This is a genomic window from Actinophytocola sediminis (assembly GCF_054779715.1).
Window position 1 is genome coordinate 280,172 of record NZ_BAAGXS010000028.1, and the last position, 13,850, is coordinate 294,021.

At 71.2% G+C, this 13,850-nt stretch carries 15 protein-coding genes; 10 read left to right on the forward strand and 5 right to left on the reverse strand.

What is annotated here, in order from left to right:
* Positions 1-15 precede the first annotated feature (15 nt).
* The 4 genes from ACYVIP_RS19165 (at position 16) to ACYVIP_RS19180 (ending at position 2,870) form a co-directional block, all read left to right on the forward strand.
* Positions 16-573 carry a PH domain-containing protein gene (locus tag ACYVIP_RS19165; protein ID WP_460398069.1) on the forward strand — a complete coding sequence of 186 codons (558 nt, stop codon included), beginning with the start codon at positions 16-18 and terminating at the stop codon, positions 571-573.
* A gap of 80 nt (positions 574-653) precedes the next feature.
* On the forward strand, positions 654-1,517 hold the full coding sequence (locus ACYVIP_RS19170; protein WP_460398072.1) for a PHP domain-containing protein: 864 nt from the start codon (positions 654-656) through the stop codon (positions 1,515-1,517).
* A gap of 156 nt (positions 1,518-1,673) precedes the next feature.
* Positions 1,674-2,498, forward strand: coding sequence for a RecB family exonuclease (locus ACYVIP_RS19175; protein ID WP_460398234.1), 825 nt, complete (start codon positions 1,674-1,676; stop codon positions 2,496-2,498).
* Positions 2,499-2,504: 6 nt separating this feature from the next.
* A complete protein-coding gene (locus ACYVIP_RS19180) occupies positions 2,505-2,870 on the forward strand; it encodes a hypothetical protein (RefSeq protein ID WP_460398074.1) in 366 nt (121 codons plus the stop codon).
* Between the two features lie 3 nt (positions 2,871-2,873).
* On the opposite strand, the gene ACYVIP_RS19185 is transcribed toward ACYVIP_RS19180, so the two are convergent.
* The 3 genes from ACYVIP_RS19185 to ACYVIP_RS19195 are packed head-to-tail and all read right to left on the reverse strand — an operon-like array spanning position 2,874 to position 6,921.
* Entirely contained in the window at positions 2,874-3,767 is an 894-nt protein-coding gene (locus tag ACYVIP_RS19185; protein ID WP_460398076.1) for an alpha/beta fold hydrolase, read from the reverse strand.
* Positions 3,768-3,819: 52 nt separating this feature from the next.
* A complete protein-coding gene (locus ACYVIP_RS19190; RefSeq protein ID WP_460398078.1) occupies positions 3,820-5,229 on the reverse strand; it encodes an Rv3212 family protein in 1,410 nt (469 codons plus the stop codon).
* Positions 5,230-5,235: 6 nt separating this feature from the next.
* Entirely contained in the window at positions 5,236-6,921 is a 1,686-nt protein-coding gene (locus tag ACYVIP_RS19195) for a DEAD/DEAH box helicase (RefSeq protein WP_460398236.1), read from the reverse strand.
* A gap of 170 nt (positions 6,922-7,091) precedes the next feature.
* On the opposite strand from ACYVIP_RS19195, the gene ACYVIP_RS19200 reads away from it, so the two are divergent.
* Both ACYVIP_RS19200 and ACYVIP_RS19205 read left to right on the forward strand, forming a co-directional pair.
* Positions 7,092-7,742, forward strand: coding sequence for a ferritin-like fold-containing protein (locus ACYVIP_RS19200; protein ID WP_460398081.1), 651 nt, complete (start codon positions 7,092-7,094; stop codon positions 7,740-7,742).
* Positions 7,743-7,759: 17 nt separating this feature from the next.
* Complete coding sequence (locus tag ACYVIP_RS19205; RefSeq protein WP_460398083.1) at positions 7,760-8,008, forward strand: DUF3107 domain-containing protein; 249 nt, start codon at positions 7,760-7,762, stop codon at positions 8,006-8,008.
* An 18-nt stretch (positions 8,009-8,026) separates the two neighbouring features.
* On the opposite strand, the gene ACYVIP_RS19210 is transcribed toward ACYVIP_RS19205, so the two are convergent.
* Positions 8,027-8,740 carry a TetR/AcrR family transcriptional regulator gene (locus ACYVIP_RS19210; RefSeq protein ID WP_460398085.1) on the reverse strand — a complete coding sequence of 238 codons (714 nt, stop codon included), beginning with the start codon at positions 8,738-8,740 and terminating at the stop codon, positions 8,027-8,029.
* A 41-nt stretch (positions 8,741-8,781) separates the two neighbouring features.
* On the reverse strand, positions 8,782-9,417 hold the full coding sequence (locus ACYVIP_RS19215) for a TetR/AcrR family transcriptional regulator (RefSeq protein WP_460398087.1): 636 nt from the start codon (positions 9,415-9,417) through the stop codon (positions 8,782-8,784).
* A gap of 118 nt (positions 9,418-9,535) precedes the next feature.
* On the opposite strand from ACYVIP_RS19215, the gene ACYVIP_RS19220 reads away from it, so the two are divergent.
* The 4 genes from ACYVIP_RS19220 to ACYVIP_RS19235 all read left to right on the forward strand — a co-directional run bounded on the left by ACYVIP_RS19220 (position 9,536) and on the right by ACYVIP_RS19235 (position 13,758).
* Positions 9,536-10,537, forward strand: a complete 1,002-nt coding sequence (locus tag ACYVIP_RS19220; protein WP_460398089.1) for an alpha/beta fold hydrolase — start codon at positions 9,536-9,538, stop codon at positions 10,535-10,537.
* A gap of 64 nt (positions 10,538-10,601) precedes the next feature.
* Positions 10,602-11,624, forward strand: a complete 1,023-nt coding sequence (locus ACYVIP_RS19225) for a DUF3152 domain-containing protein (RefSeq protein ID WP_460398091.1) — start codon at positions 10,602-10,604, stop codon at positions 11,622-11,624.
* A 109-nt stretch (positions 11,625-11,733) separates the two neighbouring features.
* Positions 11,734-12,912, forward strand: a complete 1,179-nt coding sequence (gene moeZ, locus ACYVIP_RS19230; RefSeq protein WP_460398093.1) for an adenylyltransferase/sulfurtransferase MoeZ — start codon at positions 11,734-11,736, stop codon at positions 12,910-12,912.
* 57 nt (positions 12,913-12,969) lie between these two features.
* Positions 12,970-13,758 carry a TIGR02569 family protein gene (locus tag ACYVIP_RS19235; RefSeq protein ID WP_460398095.1) on the forward strand — a complete coding sequence of 263 codons (789 nt, stop codon included), beginning with the start codon at positions 12,970-12,972 and terminating at the stop codon, positions 13,756-13,758.
* Positions 13,759-13,850: the final 92 nt, after the last annotated feature.

The window sequence follows — 13,850 nt, forward strand, 5'->3', positions numbered from 1 at the left end:
CGGTACCGTTCCAACATGTTCGCCCCACGGGATTCAGACGAGTACCTGCTGGACACCGAACGCCGGGTGATCCGGGTGCGCCTGCACTGGGCGTGCCTTGCCTGGGACCTCTTCGAGGCGGTGGCGTTGCTCGCCGTCGCGGTGATGGTCTCGTATCTGTTGCCACCCTCGCTGTGGATCCTGCAGAACGTGCTGTGGTACGCGGCGTTGTTCGTGGTGCTCAGGCTCGCCTACGTCGTGCTGATGTGGTGGGTCGAGCGGATCGTGGTCACGGACAAACGCATGATGATGACGACCGGCATCATCACCACCAAGGTGTTGATGATGCCGATCGGCAAAGTGACCGACCTCACCTACGAACGGCCGTTGATCGGTCGCGTCCTCGGCTACGGCACGATGATCGTCGAGTCCGCCGGTCAGATCCAGGCGCTGAACCGTCTGGACTACCTGCCCAAGGCCGAACAGGTCTATGACGCGATCTCCGAGTTGGTCTTCGGCGACAAGGACGCGCAGGCGGCGCGTTTCTCGATGATCCGCGCGCAGCGGCTGGCGAAGCGTCGCGCCAAGGCATGAGACAGGCATAGGACAGGGGAGGACAGGGCCGGAACCGGCCTGCACGCGACGACCGCGCACCGGTCACGTTCAATGGCGGTGTGAGGATCGATCTGCATACCCATACGACCGCGTCCGACGGCACCGACAGTCCGGCCGAGCTGGTCGCCAACGCGGCGGCGGCCGGGCTGTCGGCCGTGGCCATCACCGACCACGACACCACGGCCGGTTGGGCGGAGGCGGTCGCCGCGCTGCCGCCCGGCCTGGCGCTGGTGCGGGGCGCCGAGCTGTCCTGCGTCAGCGAGGACGGCCGCGGCGGGTACTGCACGGTGCACCTGCTGGCCTATCTGTTCGACCCGTTGGCCGAGGCCGTGGTGGCCGAGCACGCCAGGACCAGGGCCGACCGGCGGGTGCGGCTGACCAGGATCGCGGAGAAGATGGCCGCCGACGGGCTGCCCATCGACGCCGAGACGCTGCTGGCCAACGTGCCGGACGAGACCACCGCCGGCCGCCCGCACATCGCGATGGCGCTGGTGAAGGCCGGCGTTGTGTCCACTGTGGACGAAGCGTTCGCGCACTACCTCAACGACCGGGGCCGGTACTACGTGCCGAGCTCGCGGACCCCGGTGGAGAGCCAGATCGAGATGATCAACAAGGCGGGCGGGGTGACCGTGCTCGCGCACGCGTTCGCCAGGCGCCGGGGCCCGACGGTCACCGCCGAGGTGATCAAGGAGCTGGCCGGGCTCGGCATGGCCGGCGTCGAGGTCGACCACCCCGACCACGACGACGACGCCCGGACACAGCTGCGGGCGCTGGCCACCGATCTGGGCCTGGTGATGACCGGCTCGAGCGACTACCACGGCACCAACAAGGTCATCCGCCTCGGCGACGAAACCACCGCCCCCACCCAACTGGACGCCATCGTCGCCAAGGCGACCGGCGTACCCGTGGTGACCGGCTCCTGACCGGTCCCCACGTGCAGCGAAGGGCTCCTTCGCTGCACTGGACGCAGTGAAGGGACCCTTCGCTGCGGTTGAGCGAGGGCTGGCGGGCGGCCGGGCGGGAGTGGGAGTGTCGGGGGGTTGTTCTACCGTTGTGGGGTGCAACTCGGGTTCGATGCCATGCCGCGCAAGCTGATCAAGGTCACCCCGTCGCGGATCGCGACCTGGATGGACTGCCCCCGCCGGTATCGGATGGCCTACGTCGACCGGCCGTCGCCGCCGCGCGGCGGCGCCTTCGCCCACAGCACCCTCGGCGCGGTGGTACACAACGCGTTGCGCGCGTTCTTCGAGCTCCCGGTGCGCGGGCGCACGCCGGCGGCCGGCGCCGCGATGGTCGGAAAGCACTGGAACGACGAGGGATTCGCCGGCCCGACCCAGGCGGCCACCTACCGGGAACTGGCCGCGGAATGGGTCGCCGCCTACGTCGCGGAGACCGACGTGACCCAGGACCCGATCGGGCTGGAGCGCTGGGTGTCCGCGCCGGTCGGCACGATCGTGGCCGAGGGACGGGTCGACCGGATCGACGAACGCGACGGCGAACTGGTCATCGTCGACTACAAGACCGGCCGCTCGGTACTCACCACCGACGACGCCAGAGCGTCATCGGCGCTGGCACTCTACGTACTGGCCGCCCGCCGGACCTTGCGTCGGCCGTGCCGGCGTGTTGAGCTGCACCACCTACCGAGCGGAACCGTGGCGGTCTGGGAACACTCAGAGGAGTCGTTGGCCAGGCACCGCACCAGGGCGGAGGAGTCGGCCGAGGAGTTCAGCCTCGCGACGGATACCCTGCGTGCCGGCGGCGACCAGGACGTGTTGTTCCCGCCGCGAGTGGGCAGACAGTGTTCGTGGTGCGACTTCCGGCGCAGCTGTCCCGAGGGACAGACCGCGGGCCCGCAGGCGGAGCCGTGGGCGTTGCTCGCCCGCACTGACGAGGTGAAGGGGTAACCCGGCGTGGTTCAGGACAACTCACCGACAGTCCCGCTGGCGAGCGCTGGCGCCGCCACGGTCGCCGTCAACACCGAGCAGCCGCCAGCCACCCGTCCCGTCGGCGGCGGGTTCGGCCGCGAGCTCGCCGGCGCGCTGGCGGTCGGGTTGTCCGTACTGGCCGTGGTGATCGTCGTGTTCCAGGTGCTCGCCTGGGCGCGCGACATGCCCGGCCCGGGAACGGCCATGGTGCTCGGCCATCTCTGCGCGGCCGTGCTGGCTGTGCTGGTGCAGCGCGTGGCCGACCGGGCGACCGGGCTGGTGGCCACGGTCGCGGCACTGGGCGTCGTGGTGATCACCGGCGCCACCATGTGGATGCTGTGGTGGGCCTGACGGTCAGGCGTTGAGCCACGAGTGCCAGGTCGGCAACAGCGTGGCCAGCAGGACCGCCGGGTTCTCCACGTTCGGGGAATGCACCGCGTTCGGGATCACCGCGAAGTCGGCGTCGAGCCGGTCGGCCATGTCCCGCTGACTGGGCACCGACCACGCGTCGTCGTGCTCCCCGCAGGTCACCAGGCACGGGATGCCCTCGGTGTGCAGCACCCTGGCCAGCATCGCGATCTGGTCCGGCTCGGTGCGCAGGCCGTGGGCCATGCCGAGCAGCGCGGCCAGTTGGGAGCCGAGGAACCGCTCCCGCAGGAACGTCGCCAGCTCGGGCGCCTTGGCCGCGCGGGCCGGCGACAGCAGGTCCAGCTCCTCGCGCAGCTTCTGGGCGGCGGCGATGCCGTGGGTGCGCAACATCGGGTCGCCGACCTCGAGCGCCCGCAGCCGGGCGCCGTCCGGCAGTTCCGACGGGCCGCTGCCCATCAGCGTGAGCCCCACGATCGGCGCGCCGGCCAGCACCGCGCCCCTGGCCACGAGCCCGCCGTAGGAGTGGCCGAGCAGCACCACCCGGTTGCCCTCCGCGGACAGCTTGCCGATCAGCTCGGCCAGCACCGAGCCGAGCGGGGCCGGCAGGTAGGCGTCCTCGTCGTCCGGGCCGCCGGACTCGTGCTGACCTGGCAGGTCGATCGCGATCGCGTGCAGCCCGGCCTCGGTGATCGGGTCGAGCAGGGGAGCGAAGTCCTCCTTGGAGCCCGTGTAGCCGGGCACCAGCAGCGCGATCGGCGCCGGATGTCCGTCCACCTCCCTCGCGGTGGCGTGCAACGCGGCGATGGGCCCGTACCGGCCAGGTAGCTCAACGTGCCGCCCCTGGTGCGGGCTGATCTGTGACGGCGGAAGTTGGCTCACCCGTCGAGTGTCCCGCACAACGCCTCGAACCGCCGTAGAGGCGAGATGAAATTCAACGAAGTGCGACCAACACGTCACCGCGTTGTTCGAGCACCATCGGCCCGCTCGAGGACATGGTCACCAGGCCCCGGTAGTCACCTCGGTCCACCGGGATCCGGCCGCGCTCCGTGCCGTCGACCGGGTTGAGCACCACGATGCCGTCGACCACGGGCACCAGGATCCGGTTGGCGAACATCGTGCCGGGGCCGAGCGCGTTCTCCACGGTCCACAGCGGCCGCAGATCCGCCTTGGACAGCGCGATCGTCCGCGACCCGGTGAACCAGTAGACCGCGCCGGGCGCCTCGTTGGTCGCCACCGCGTGCCCTGGCGGGTCCTCGTCCGGCAGGTCGCCGGGGGCCAGTGAGAGCGAGTGGGAGGCGGCCTGCCGGCCCTGCTCGTCGAACACCAGCAGCCGGGCGGGTCGGGGCACGACGACCACCGTGCACTGCTGGGTGTCGTGCTCGTCCTCGGCGTCGATCTTGCACTCGTCGCTCAGCGCGATCACCCGGGAGCCATGGGAGTTGAGGGCGACGCTGGCCGACACCTCCGGCTTGTCCGAGCCGTCGTTGCCGGTGGCGCGGTAGACCGTCAGCCGGTCGCCCTGGTCGTCCGGGCAGCGTTCGATCACCCCGACCCGGCCCTCGTCGACGGCGACCGAGCCGTAGGTGCAGCCGGTGCGCGGCTGCTTCTCCGGGTTCTGCAGCGCGGGGACCTGGCCGTACTCCATGGTCTGCACCAGGTCCGAGCGCCAGGTGGTCAGCAGCCGGCGACCGGTGGTGGTCAGGTAGTTGCCGTCGTAGAGCAGCTGGGTGCCGAGCTCGGCGTCGGAGTTGCGTTGGCCGAGGTCGGGCTTGGTGCGCCCGTCGTCTGGCTGGCGCGGGCGGCCGCGCTGGCCGCTGGCCGGGTCGAGCGCGGTGACCTCGCTGCAGCCTCCCGACCGGCGCGCGTCGCCGGCCGGCAGCAGGTTGGCCGTCCGCTCGTACACCGCGACGGAGACCGACCACGCCGAGGTCAGCGTGCACAACGGCAGGTCACGGTGATAGCGCCAGCGCTCCTCGCCGGACACCGGGTCGCGGCCGATGACGTCGCCGCCGTCGCCGGTGATCACCACCGGGCCGATGGCGACCGGTGTCGGCGTGGCCGGGCTGGGCGCCCGCCAGGTCTCACCGAGCGAGGGCGGGAACGACGTCGGGGGCGCGGGCGAGGTCGCCGTGCCGGTGTAGGTGTCCGACGTGGTGGCCCGGATGTCGCTGGTCTGCCAGACCAGCAGGCCGGCGGCCACCGCGACGGCGGCGATCAGTGCCGCCGCCGTCACGTCGCGCTTGCGCCGGAATCGGGTCCGCGCGCCCTGCTGGACGTCGTCCTGCTCGTCCTGCTCGGCCGGGCCGTCCAGCGCGTCCTCGTCCCCGATGAGGTTGCTCACGGGGGGTCAGTCTGCCGAAGACGCTGTTTCGCTCGTGTTCGGTGCCTCGCCGCTGACCTCGACCCCGGCCCGGCGACGCCGCCGCTGGCGGGCCGGCCGGTCGGACCGGCCGCTTGGCGAGGTGCCGCTCGACGGCTCGGCCACCGGCTCGGCCTGCTGGCCGGTCTCGGCGCCGCCCCGGCGGCGCTTGCGCCGCCGCTGGCGGGGCTCACCGCCATCGGGGTCGGTCGTGTGCTGGCGCTCGCCACCGGCAGGCTTGGTCTCGCCGCGACGCCGGGTACTCCGCGTCCGGCCCCGGCCGCGACCGGGGGCCTTGCCGCCGAGGTCCTCCTCCGGCTCGGCGTCCAGGCCGGCGCGGGTGCGCTTGGCCAGCGGGAGCCGACCGGTCGACCCCTCCGGGATGCCGAGGTCGGAGAACAGGTGCTCGGAGGTGGAGTAGGTCTCCACCGGCTCCGGGATGCCAAGGCCGAGGGTGTCGCTGATCAGCTTCCAGCGCGGCTCCTCGTCCCAGTCGACCAGGGTGATCGCGACGCCCTCGCGGCCGGCGCGGCCGGTGCGGCCGATCCGGTGCACGTACGAGCCGTCGTCCTCAGGGCACTGGAAGTTGATCACGTGCGTGACGCCCTCGATGTCGATGCCGCGACCGGCGACGTCGGTGGCGATGAGCACGTCGACCTTGCCGGAGCGGAACGCGCGCAGTGCCTGCTCGCGGGCGCCCTGGCCGAGGTCGCCGTGCACCGCGGCGACCGCGAAGCCGCGGTCGGTCAGGTCGTCGGCCACCTTCTGCGCGGTGCGCTTGGTGCGGCTGAAGATCATCGCGAGCCCACGGCCCTTGGCCTGCAGCGCGCGGGCAACGACCTCGATCTTGTCCAGCGAGTGGGCCCGGTAGACGAACTGGCGGGTGCGCTCGTGGATGGCGCCCGCGTCGGTCTCCTCGGCCCGGATGTGGGTCGGGCGGTGCAGGAACGTGCGGGCCAGGGTGATGATCGGGCCCGGCATGGTGGCCGAGAACAGCATCGTGTGCCGCTCGTCGGGGACCATCCGCAGGATCCGCTCGATGTCGGGCAGGAAGCCGAGGTCGAGCATCCGGTCGGCCTCGTCGAGCACCAGCGCGCCGACCTTGCCCAGCACCAGGTGGCGCTGTTCGGCGAGATCGAGCAGCCGGCCGGGCGTGCCGACGACGATGTCGACGCCCTTGCGCAGGGCCTCGATCTGCGGCTCGTAGGGCCGGCCGCCGTAGATGGACAGCACCCGGACGCCGAGGTACTTGCCGGCGTCGGTGAGGTCGTGGGTGACCTGCAGGCACAGCTCGCGGGTCGGCACCACGACCAGGACCTGCGGCGTGCCGTCGCCGGGCAGCACGAGCCGCTGCAGCAGCGGCACGCCGAAGCCGAGGGTCTTGCCGGTGCCGGTACGGGCCTGGCCGATGACGTCCTCGCCGGCCAGCGCCAGCGGGAGGGTCAGTTCCTGGATCGCGAACGTCCGCTCGATGCCGGCCTCGGTGAGCGCCCGGACGATCTCCTCGTGCACGCCGAACTCGGCGAAGGTGGGAGAATCGTCGCGTACCGGCGCACCTGCCTGGAGCGGATGGGACGGGTCGGTCTCGGGGACCCCGGCCTCGCTGTGTTCCAGCGTGACGGGATCGACCCCGGTAGTTTCGTGATTTTCGTGGTTGTCGGTTGTGACGGTGATGAGTTTCTCCTCTTTGGTCCAGCGCGCTCCGCCCTGGACGGGCCGCTCGACCGCACACTTGCGTCGGTGCGGGAGGGCCGGCGAGGCGCGCACACCCTCTTCGCGCGGCTGTTGACAGCTCGCGTCCTGGTCAGTCTACCTGCGTCGGGGTCCCGATACCCTCATGCCCCATGAGCGAGTCGTCACTTGGCACCGGGACCGTGGACCTGCTCGGCGTGTTGGCCTACGGCGAGCTCTCGGCGTTCGACCGGCTCGCCGAGGACGCGCGGCAGGCGGTGACGCTGTCCGGGCGGGCCGCGCTGTCGGCGATGGCCGCGGCCGAGATCGCGCACTACACGCTGATCGAGGGCTTCCTGGCCGACCACGGCGTCGACGTGCAGGAGGCGATGCGCCCGTTCATCGGGCACTTCGACACCTGGCACGCCTCCACCGCGCCGCGATCGTGGCTGGAGTCACTCGTCAAGGCCTACGTCGGCGACGGGCTCGCGGCCGACCTGTACCGCGAGATCGGCAACTGGCTCGACCCGGCGACCAGGGACCTGGTCATCGAGGTGCTGGCCGACACCGGGCACTCGGCCTTCGCCGAGCGGGAGGTGCTCGCGGCCATCGAGCGCGACCGGACCGTGCGCGACCGGCTGACCCTGTGGGGCCGGCGGCTGCTCGGTGAGGCGCTGACCCAGGCGCAGTACGTGGTGGCCGAGCGCGACGGGCTCGCGGAGCTGATCGTCACCGGCACCGGGGACCTCGCGGGAATCGCGGCGTTGTTCCGGCGGTTGCAGCAGGCACATGGCAAGCGGATGACCGCGTTGGGTCTCGGCTAGCCTTGTCTGGTCAGTACTTGGGCATCGAGGCGGAGGTCAGCGTGGAGGTCAAGGTCGGAGTCGCGGACACCGCACGGGAACTGGTGCTCAACAGCGACCAGACACCGGACGAGATCGAGTCGCTCGTCGCGACGGCGTTGCAGAACTCCGAGGCGACGCTGAGCCTGGTGGACGACAAGGGCAGGCGTTACCTGGTGCCGTCCGGGCGGGTCGCGTACGTGGAGATCGGCACGGCGGACAGCAAGCGGGTCGGCTTCGCCACGTAGGCGCGGACCGGCGAGGCCTCAGCGCACGTCGCTGGCGCGGGTCACCGTGGTGAGCTTCACCACTTTGTTGACGTCCAGCGGCTTGTTCGGATCGAGGACGATGCCGTTGGCGCGGGTGAAGCCGTCGATCGCCGACCAGATGATCTGGGTCAGGTACTCGACCACCGCGTCCCGGCTCATCGTCCGGCGCTCCAGCCACCACTCGCTCACGTTCTGGACCATGCCGACGATGCCGTGGCCCCACGGCTCGGCGCCGCCGGAGTCGATGTCCAGCGCGCGCAGGTAGTCGCCGAGCATCGCGGCGATCGCGTTCGCGATCAGCTCCTTGTCCTCGCCGACGATGTCCTGTTCCAGCTGGGTCTTGGCGAAGCTGCGGCGGATCAGCACCCGGTACAGGTGCGGGTGCTCCTCGACCGTGGTGAAGAACGCGTCCAGGCTCTTGCGGATGCGCGGCACCGGCGCTTCCTCGTTGTTCAGCGCCGGGATGAGCCGGGCGAACAGGATCTCCGTTCCGCGTTGGCCCAGGGCGACGAACAGGTCCGCCTTGTCCGCGAAATGCCGGTACAGGACCGGTTTGGTGACCCCGGCCTCCGCGGCGATGTGGTCCATGCCGACATCGGGCCCGTGCTCGGTGAGCGCCCGCATCGCCGCCTCGACGAACTCCGCCCGGCGCGCGGCCCGGTGTGACCGCCAGCGGTCTCGTCTGGCGTCGCCGGTGCGGTCGTCGGGCATTACGCGAGATTACCCCCGGCGACCGGGGAACCGATGACCGCTCACGTGCTCTGCAGTGGGTATCCGCCGCCGATGCCCTTCCAGGCCAGCGTCGAGATCAGCGCCACCGCCTCCTCCTTGGCCATGGAGCGGTTGTTGGCCAGCCACGAGCGGGCGGCCACCTGGCTGACGCCGACCAGGCCGACCGCGAGCAGCCGGGCGCGTTCCTCGTCCAGGCCGGCGTCGGCGGTGATGGTGGCGGTGATGGCCGCGGTGCACGCGTCGGTGCCCCGGTCGATCGCGGCCTGCACGGCCGGCTCGCCCCGCAGGTCGGACTCGAAGACCAGCCGGTAGGCCTGGCTCTCGCCGTCCACGAAGTCGAAGTAGGCGCTGACCGCGTTGCGCACCCTGGCCTTGTTGTCCGACGTGGACTCCATGGCGTCGGTGACCCGCATGATCAGCTCGTCGACGTGCATCTCCAGCAGGGCCATGTACAGCTCGAGCTTGCCGGGGAAGTGCTGGTAGAGCACCGGCTTGCTGACCCCGGCGCGCTCGGCGATCTCGTCCATCGCGGCCGCGTGGTAGCCGTTCTTGGCGAACACGTCCTGCGCCGCGGCGAGCAACTGGGCCCGCCGTGCGGTCCTGGGCAGTCTGGCCGCCCGGTTGGCGGGGCCACCCTGTTGCATCGTCTCCGACATGCCGTCTCCCACGCGTTCGCTCCGTTCGCTGGGCCGGGGACACCAACCCGTGCGGGTGATTCGACCTTACTCGCCGGTAACGGTCGACCGCGATCGTCCGCCGGTGTTAGGGACAATCATGGACACTGGAAGTATGGGCACCAGCGCCGCGACCAGGCCTTCGGTCACTCGAGTCCCGCTGTCCGACGCCGTGTTACCGCCGGTGGACATGTCCATCCCACCGTGGCCGGGCGCCGACGAGACCGCCGGCGGCGTGTCGCTGCACGTGCGGCGAACACCGGGCCCGACCGACGCCGAGGCGACCGCGGTCTACGTGCACGGCCTCGGCGGCTCGGCCACCAACTGGACCGATCTGGCCAGCCAGCTCGCCGGCTTCGTCCCCGGCGTCGCGCCGGACCTGCCCGGGTTCGGGCGCTCCGAGCCGCCGGCCGACTTCGACTTCTCGATGTCCGCGCACGCGGACATCGTCGCTCGATTCATCCGAGGTCTCGACGTCGGCCCGGTGCACCTGTTCGGCAACTCGATGGGCGGCGCGATCTCGGTCCTGCTCGCCGAGCGGTACCCCGAGCTGGTGCGCACGCTGGTGCTGATCTCGCCCGCGATGCCCGACCTGCGGCCGTGGCTGTCGCGGATGTCCGATCCCCGGTTGCCGCTGGCGTTCCTGCCGCTGGTCGGGCCGCTCGTGCGCCGGCAGCTGGCCGGCGAGGACGCCGCGATCCGGGTCATGCGGCTGCTGCGGCTCTGTTTCGCCGTGCCCGACCAGATCCCGGAGTCGCGCCGGGCAGAGGCCGCCGTGGAGCTGCTGGAGCGTGAACAGCTGGCGTGGGCCAACCCGGCGCTCGCGCGCAGCACGATCGGCCTGATCCGCAGCTGGCTGGTGCCCCGGTCGCGGTCGCTGTGGACGCTCGCGCCGAGGATCGACATCCCCACGCTGGTCGTCTGGGGCACCGAGGACAAGCTGGTCACGGTGCGCAAGGCGCCGCGCACGGCGCAACTGCTGCCAAGGGGGCGGCTGCTGGTGTTGCCGAGGACCGGTCATGTCGCGCAGATGGAGCGCCCGGCGACGGTGGCGCGGGCGACTCTTGGCATGTGGGAGCGGGTGGCCGCCGGCGAGTGGTGAACGGCGTCACCCAGCACGGGTGGTACATCGACACGTCGTTACCAAGTTGTGGCATGGTGGGCGCGTGACGAAGCGCGTCCAGGATCGGTACCGCGCGGGAGCGCGCCGCACCTCGGCGCAACCACTTGCCGCCTCATGGCGGCCGGATGGTGAGACCCCACGCGGACAGCGGCGAAAGCGCAAGCCCGCCAAGCGCGGGCTGCGTGGTTTCCTGTCGACCTACACCTGGCGGATCTACCTGGTGCCCGTGCTGGTGGCGATCACCGTGCTGGTGTTCATGGACATCCGCGGCCAGGACGGCGGCAGCGTGGACGCCGGCCCGATCTCCGGGGTCCGCGGCGAGCAGGAGACCCAGAACGCCGACCAGCCGGTCGACCCGCAGGCCACCGAGAAGGCCGCCGTGCCGCCGGACCTGAACATCCCGACCGCCGAGCTGCCCAACGGCGCGCCGTACGCGCAGACCGGTCAGGGCGAGTTCGACGTCCAGCCGGGACGGGGCGAGCGGCTGGGCAACGGTGGCGAGCTGTTCACCTACTCGGTGGAAATCGAGCGCGGCATCGACCTGAGCTCCCAGGGCGGCAACGACACGTTCGGTTCGTTGATCGACTCCACGCTCGCCGACCCGCGCGGCTGGGCGGCCACCGGGCAGGTGTCGGTGCAGCGGGTGGACGGCGACGACGACCCGGACATCCGGATCACGCTGGCCACGCCGGACACCGTGCACAAGAACGAGTACTGCGGCTACTCGATCAGGTACGAGTCGTCGTGCTGGCGGCGCAGCGAGAGCCGGGTGATGATCAACCTGGCACGCTGGGTGCGCGGCGCGGTCGTGTTCGCCGGCGACTCCGGCAACTACCGGATCTACGCCATCAACCACGAGATTGGCCACGCCTTCGGCAACGGCCACGTCGGCTGTGGCAAGACCGGCGACCTGGCCCCGGTGATGATGCAGCAGAGCTTCGGCGTGGCCAACAACTACGTCGCCCAGCTCAACGACCAGGTGGGCAACGCCGACCCCGTCCAACCAGACGGCAAGACCTGCCGCTACAACCCGTGGCCCAACCCCCAGGCCCAACCCCCCGCCTGACCCGTGCCGCCCGTCGTCCCGGCATGTGGGAACGGGGGAAGGTCTGCTGGGACGATCGCGTTGACCTGAGCAGACTGGGAGCACAGGTGGATCGCGTCGAGGAGGACCCATGGCAGGCAGTTTGCCGCCGCTGGTGGAGCCGGCAGAGGAGCTGACCAAGGATGAGGTCGCTCGCTACAGCCGGCATCTGATCATCCCCGATGTCGGGGTGGACGGGCAGAAACGCCTGAAGAACGCCAAGGTGCTGGTGGTCGGCGCCGGCGGGCTCGGCAGCCCGGCCCTGCTGTACCTGGCCGCCGCGGGCGTCGGCACGCTCGGCGTGGTCGACTTCGACGTCGTCGACGAGTCCAACCTGCAGCGGCAGGTGATCCACGGCCAGTCCGACGTCGGCAAGCTCAAGGCGCAGTCGGCCAAGGAGTCGGTCGCCGAGATCAACCCGTTCGTCACCGTGAACCTGCACACCCAGCAGCTCACCTCGGACAACGCGCTGGACGTCTTCCGCGACTACGACCTGATCCTGGACGGCACGGACAACTTCGCCACCAGGTACCTGGTCAACGACGCCGCCGTGCTGCTCGGCAAGCCCTACGTCTGGGGCTCCATCTTCCGGTTCGAGGGCCAGGTCAGCGTGTTCTGGGAGGACGCGCCCAACGGCCAGGGACTCAACTACCGCGACCTCTACCCCGAGCCGCCGCCGCCGGGCATGGTCCCGTCGTGCGCCGAGGGCGGCGTGCTGGGCGTGCTGTGCGCGTCCATCGGCTCGGTCATGGTCACCGAGGCGATCAAGCTGCTGACCGGCATCGGCGAGCCGTTGCTCGGCCGGCTGATGGTCTACGACGCGCTGGAGATGTCCTACCGGACCATCCGGATCCGCAAGGACCCGGAGACCAAGCCGATCGAGGGCCTCATCGACTACGACGCGTTCTGCGGCGTGGTGTCCGACGACGCGCAGAGCGCCGCCGCCGGGCACACCATCACCCCGCGTGAGCTGCAGGACAAGTTCGCGCGGGGTGAGAACTTCGCGCTGATCGACGTCCGCGAGCCGCACGAGTACGAGATCGTGTCGATCCCGGGCGCGGTGCTGATCCCCAAGGACCGCATCCTCAGCGGCGACGCGCTGGCCGAGCTCCCGCAGGACAGGCCGATCGTGCTGCACTGCAAGTCCGGCGGCCGGTCGGCCGAGGCGCTGGCCGCGCTGCACAAGGCGGGCTTCGCCGACGCCGTGCACGTCGGTGGCGGAGTGCTCGGCTGGGCCCGTGACGTGGATCCCAGCCTGCCGACGTACTGACCCGCCCCCGCGAGTCCGACGACGAGTTCGCCGGACTCGCGGGTAGCGTGCTGGGTCGTGAGTCCGACCCCACCGCCCCTGCACGTACGTGCGGCGTTCGGTGTCAAGGAGATCGAGCCGGAGCTCGTCGAGGTCGGGCCGCAGTGGCGGTGCGCCGATCTCGCCCTGCGCCCGGTGGCCAACCCCGCCGAGGCGTCCTGGGTCGCGCAGACCCTGGGGGAGCTGCACGTCCCGGACATGCGGATCGCCAGACCGGCGCGGGCCTCCGACGGGCGCTGGGTGGTCGGCGGCTGGGCGGCCTACCGGTTCGTCGACGGCCGGCCCGAGCCGCGCTACGACGAGATCGTCTCCGCCTCACTCCGCCTGCACCACGCCACCGCCGACCTGGCCGTGCCGCGGTTCCTGAGCGCCCGCAACGACGTGTTCGCCCTGGCCGACCGGGTGGCCGCGGGCACCGACGAGGCCACCCTCGCCCCTGGACGCGGCGGCCGGCTGTTCGACGTGCTCACCGGCTCGCGCAAGCCGCTGAGCCTGCGTCCGCAGGTCGTGCACGGCGACCTGTTCGGCAACGTGCTGTTCACCGGTGCCGCCTCGCCGGGCATCGTCGACTTCACCGCCTTCCACCGGCCGGCGGAATGGGCGGCCGCGGTGGTCGTGGTCGACGCGCTGGCCTGGGGCGGGGCCGACCCGGGGATCCTGCGCCGCTGGGGACACCTGCCGGAATGGCCACAGGCGCTGCTGCACGCGCTGTTGTTCCGGCTCGCCGTGCACGCCCTGCACCCGCACTCCAGCGAGCAGTCGATGAGCGGCCTGGAGCGGGCCGCCCACCAGGTCACCGAGCTGTGAGGCTCACCGTCGACTCCGGCCGGGTCGGCAGGCAATGTCGCGTGGCGGAAACATAGCCGCATCATGAGGTAACACGCGCTCCCTAGCGTCAG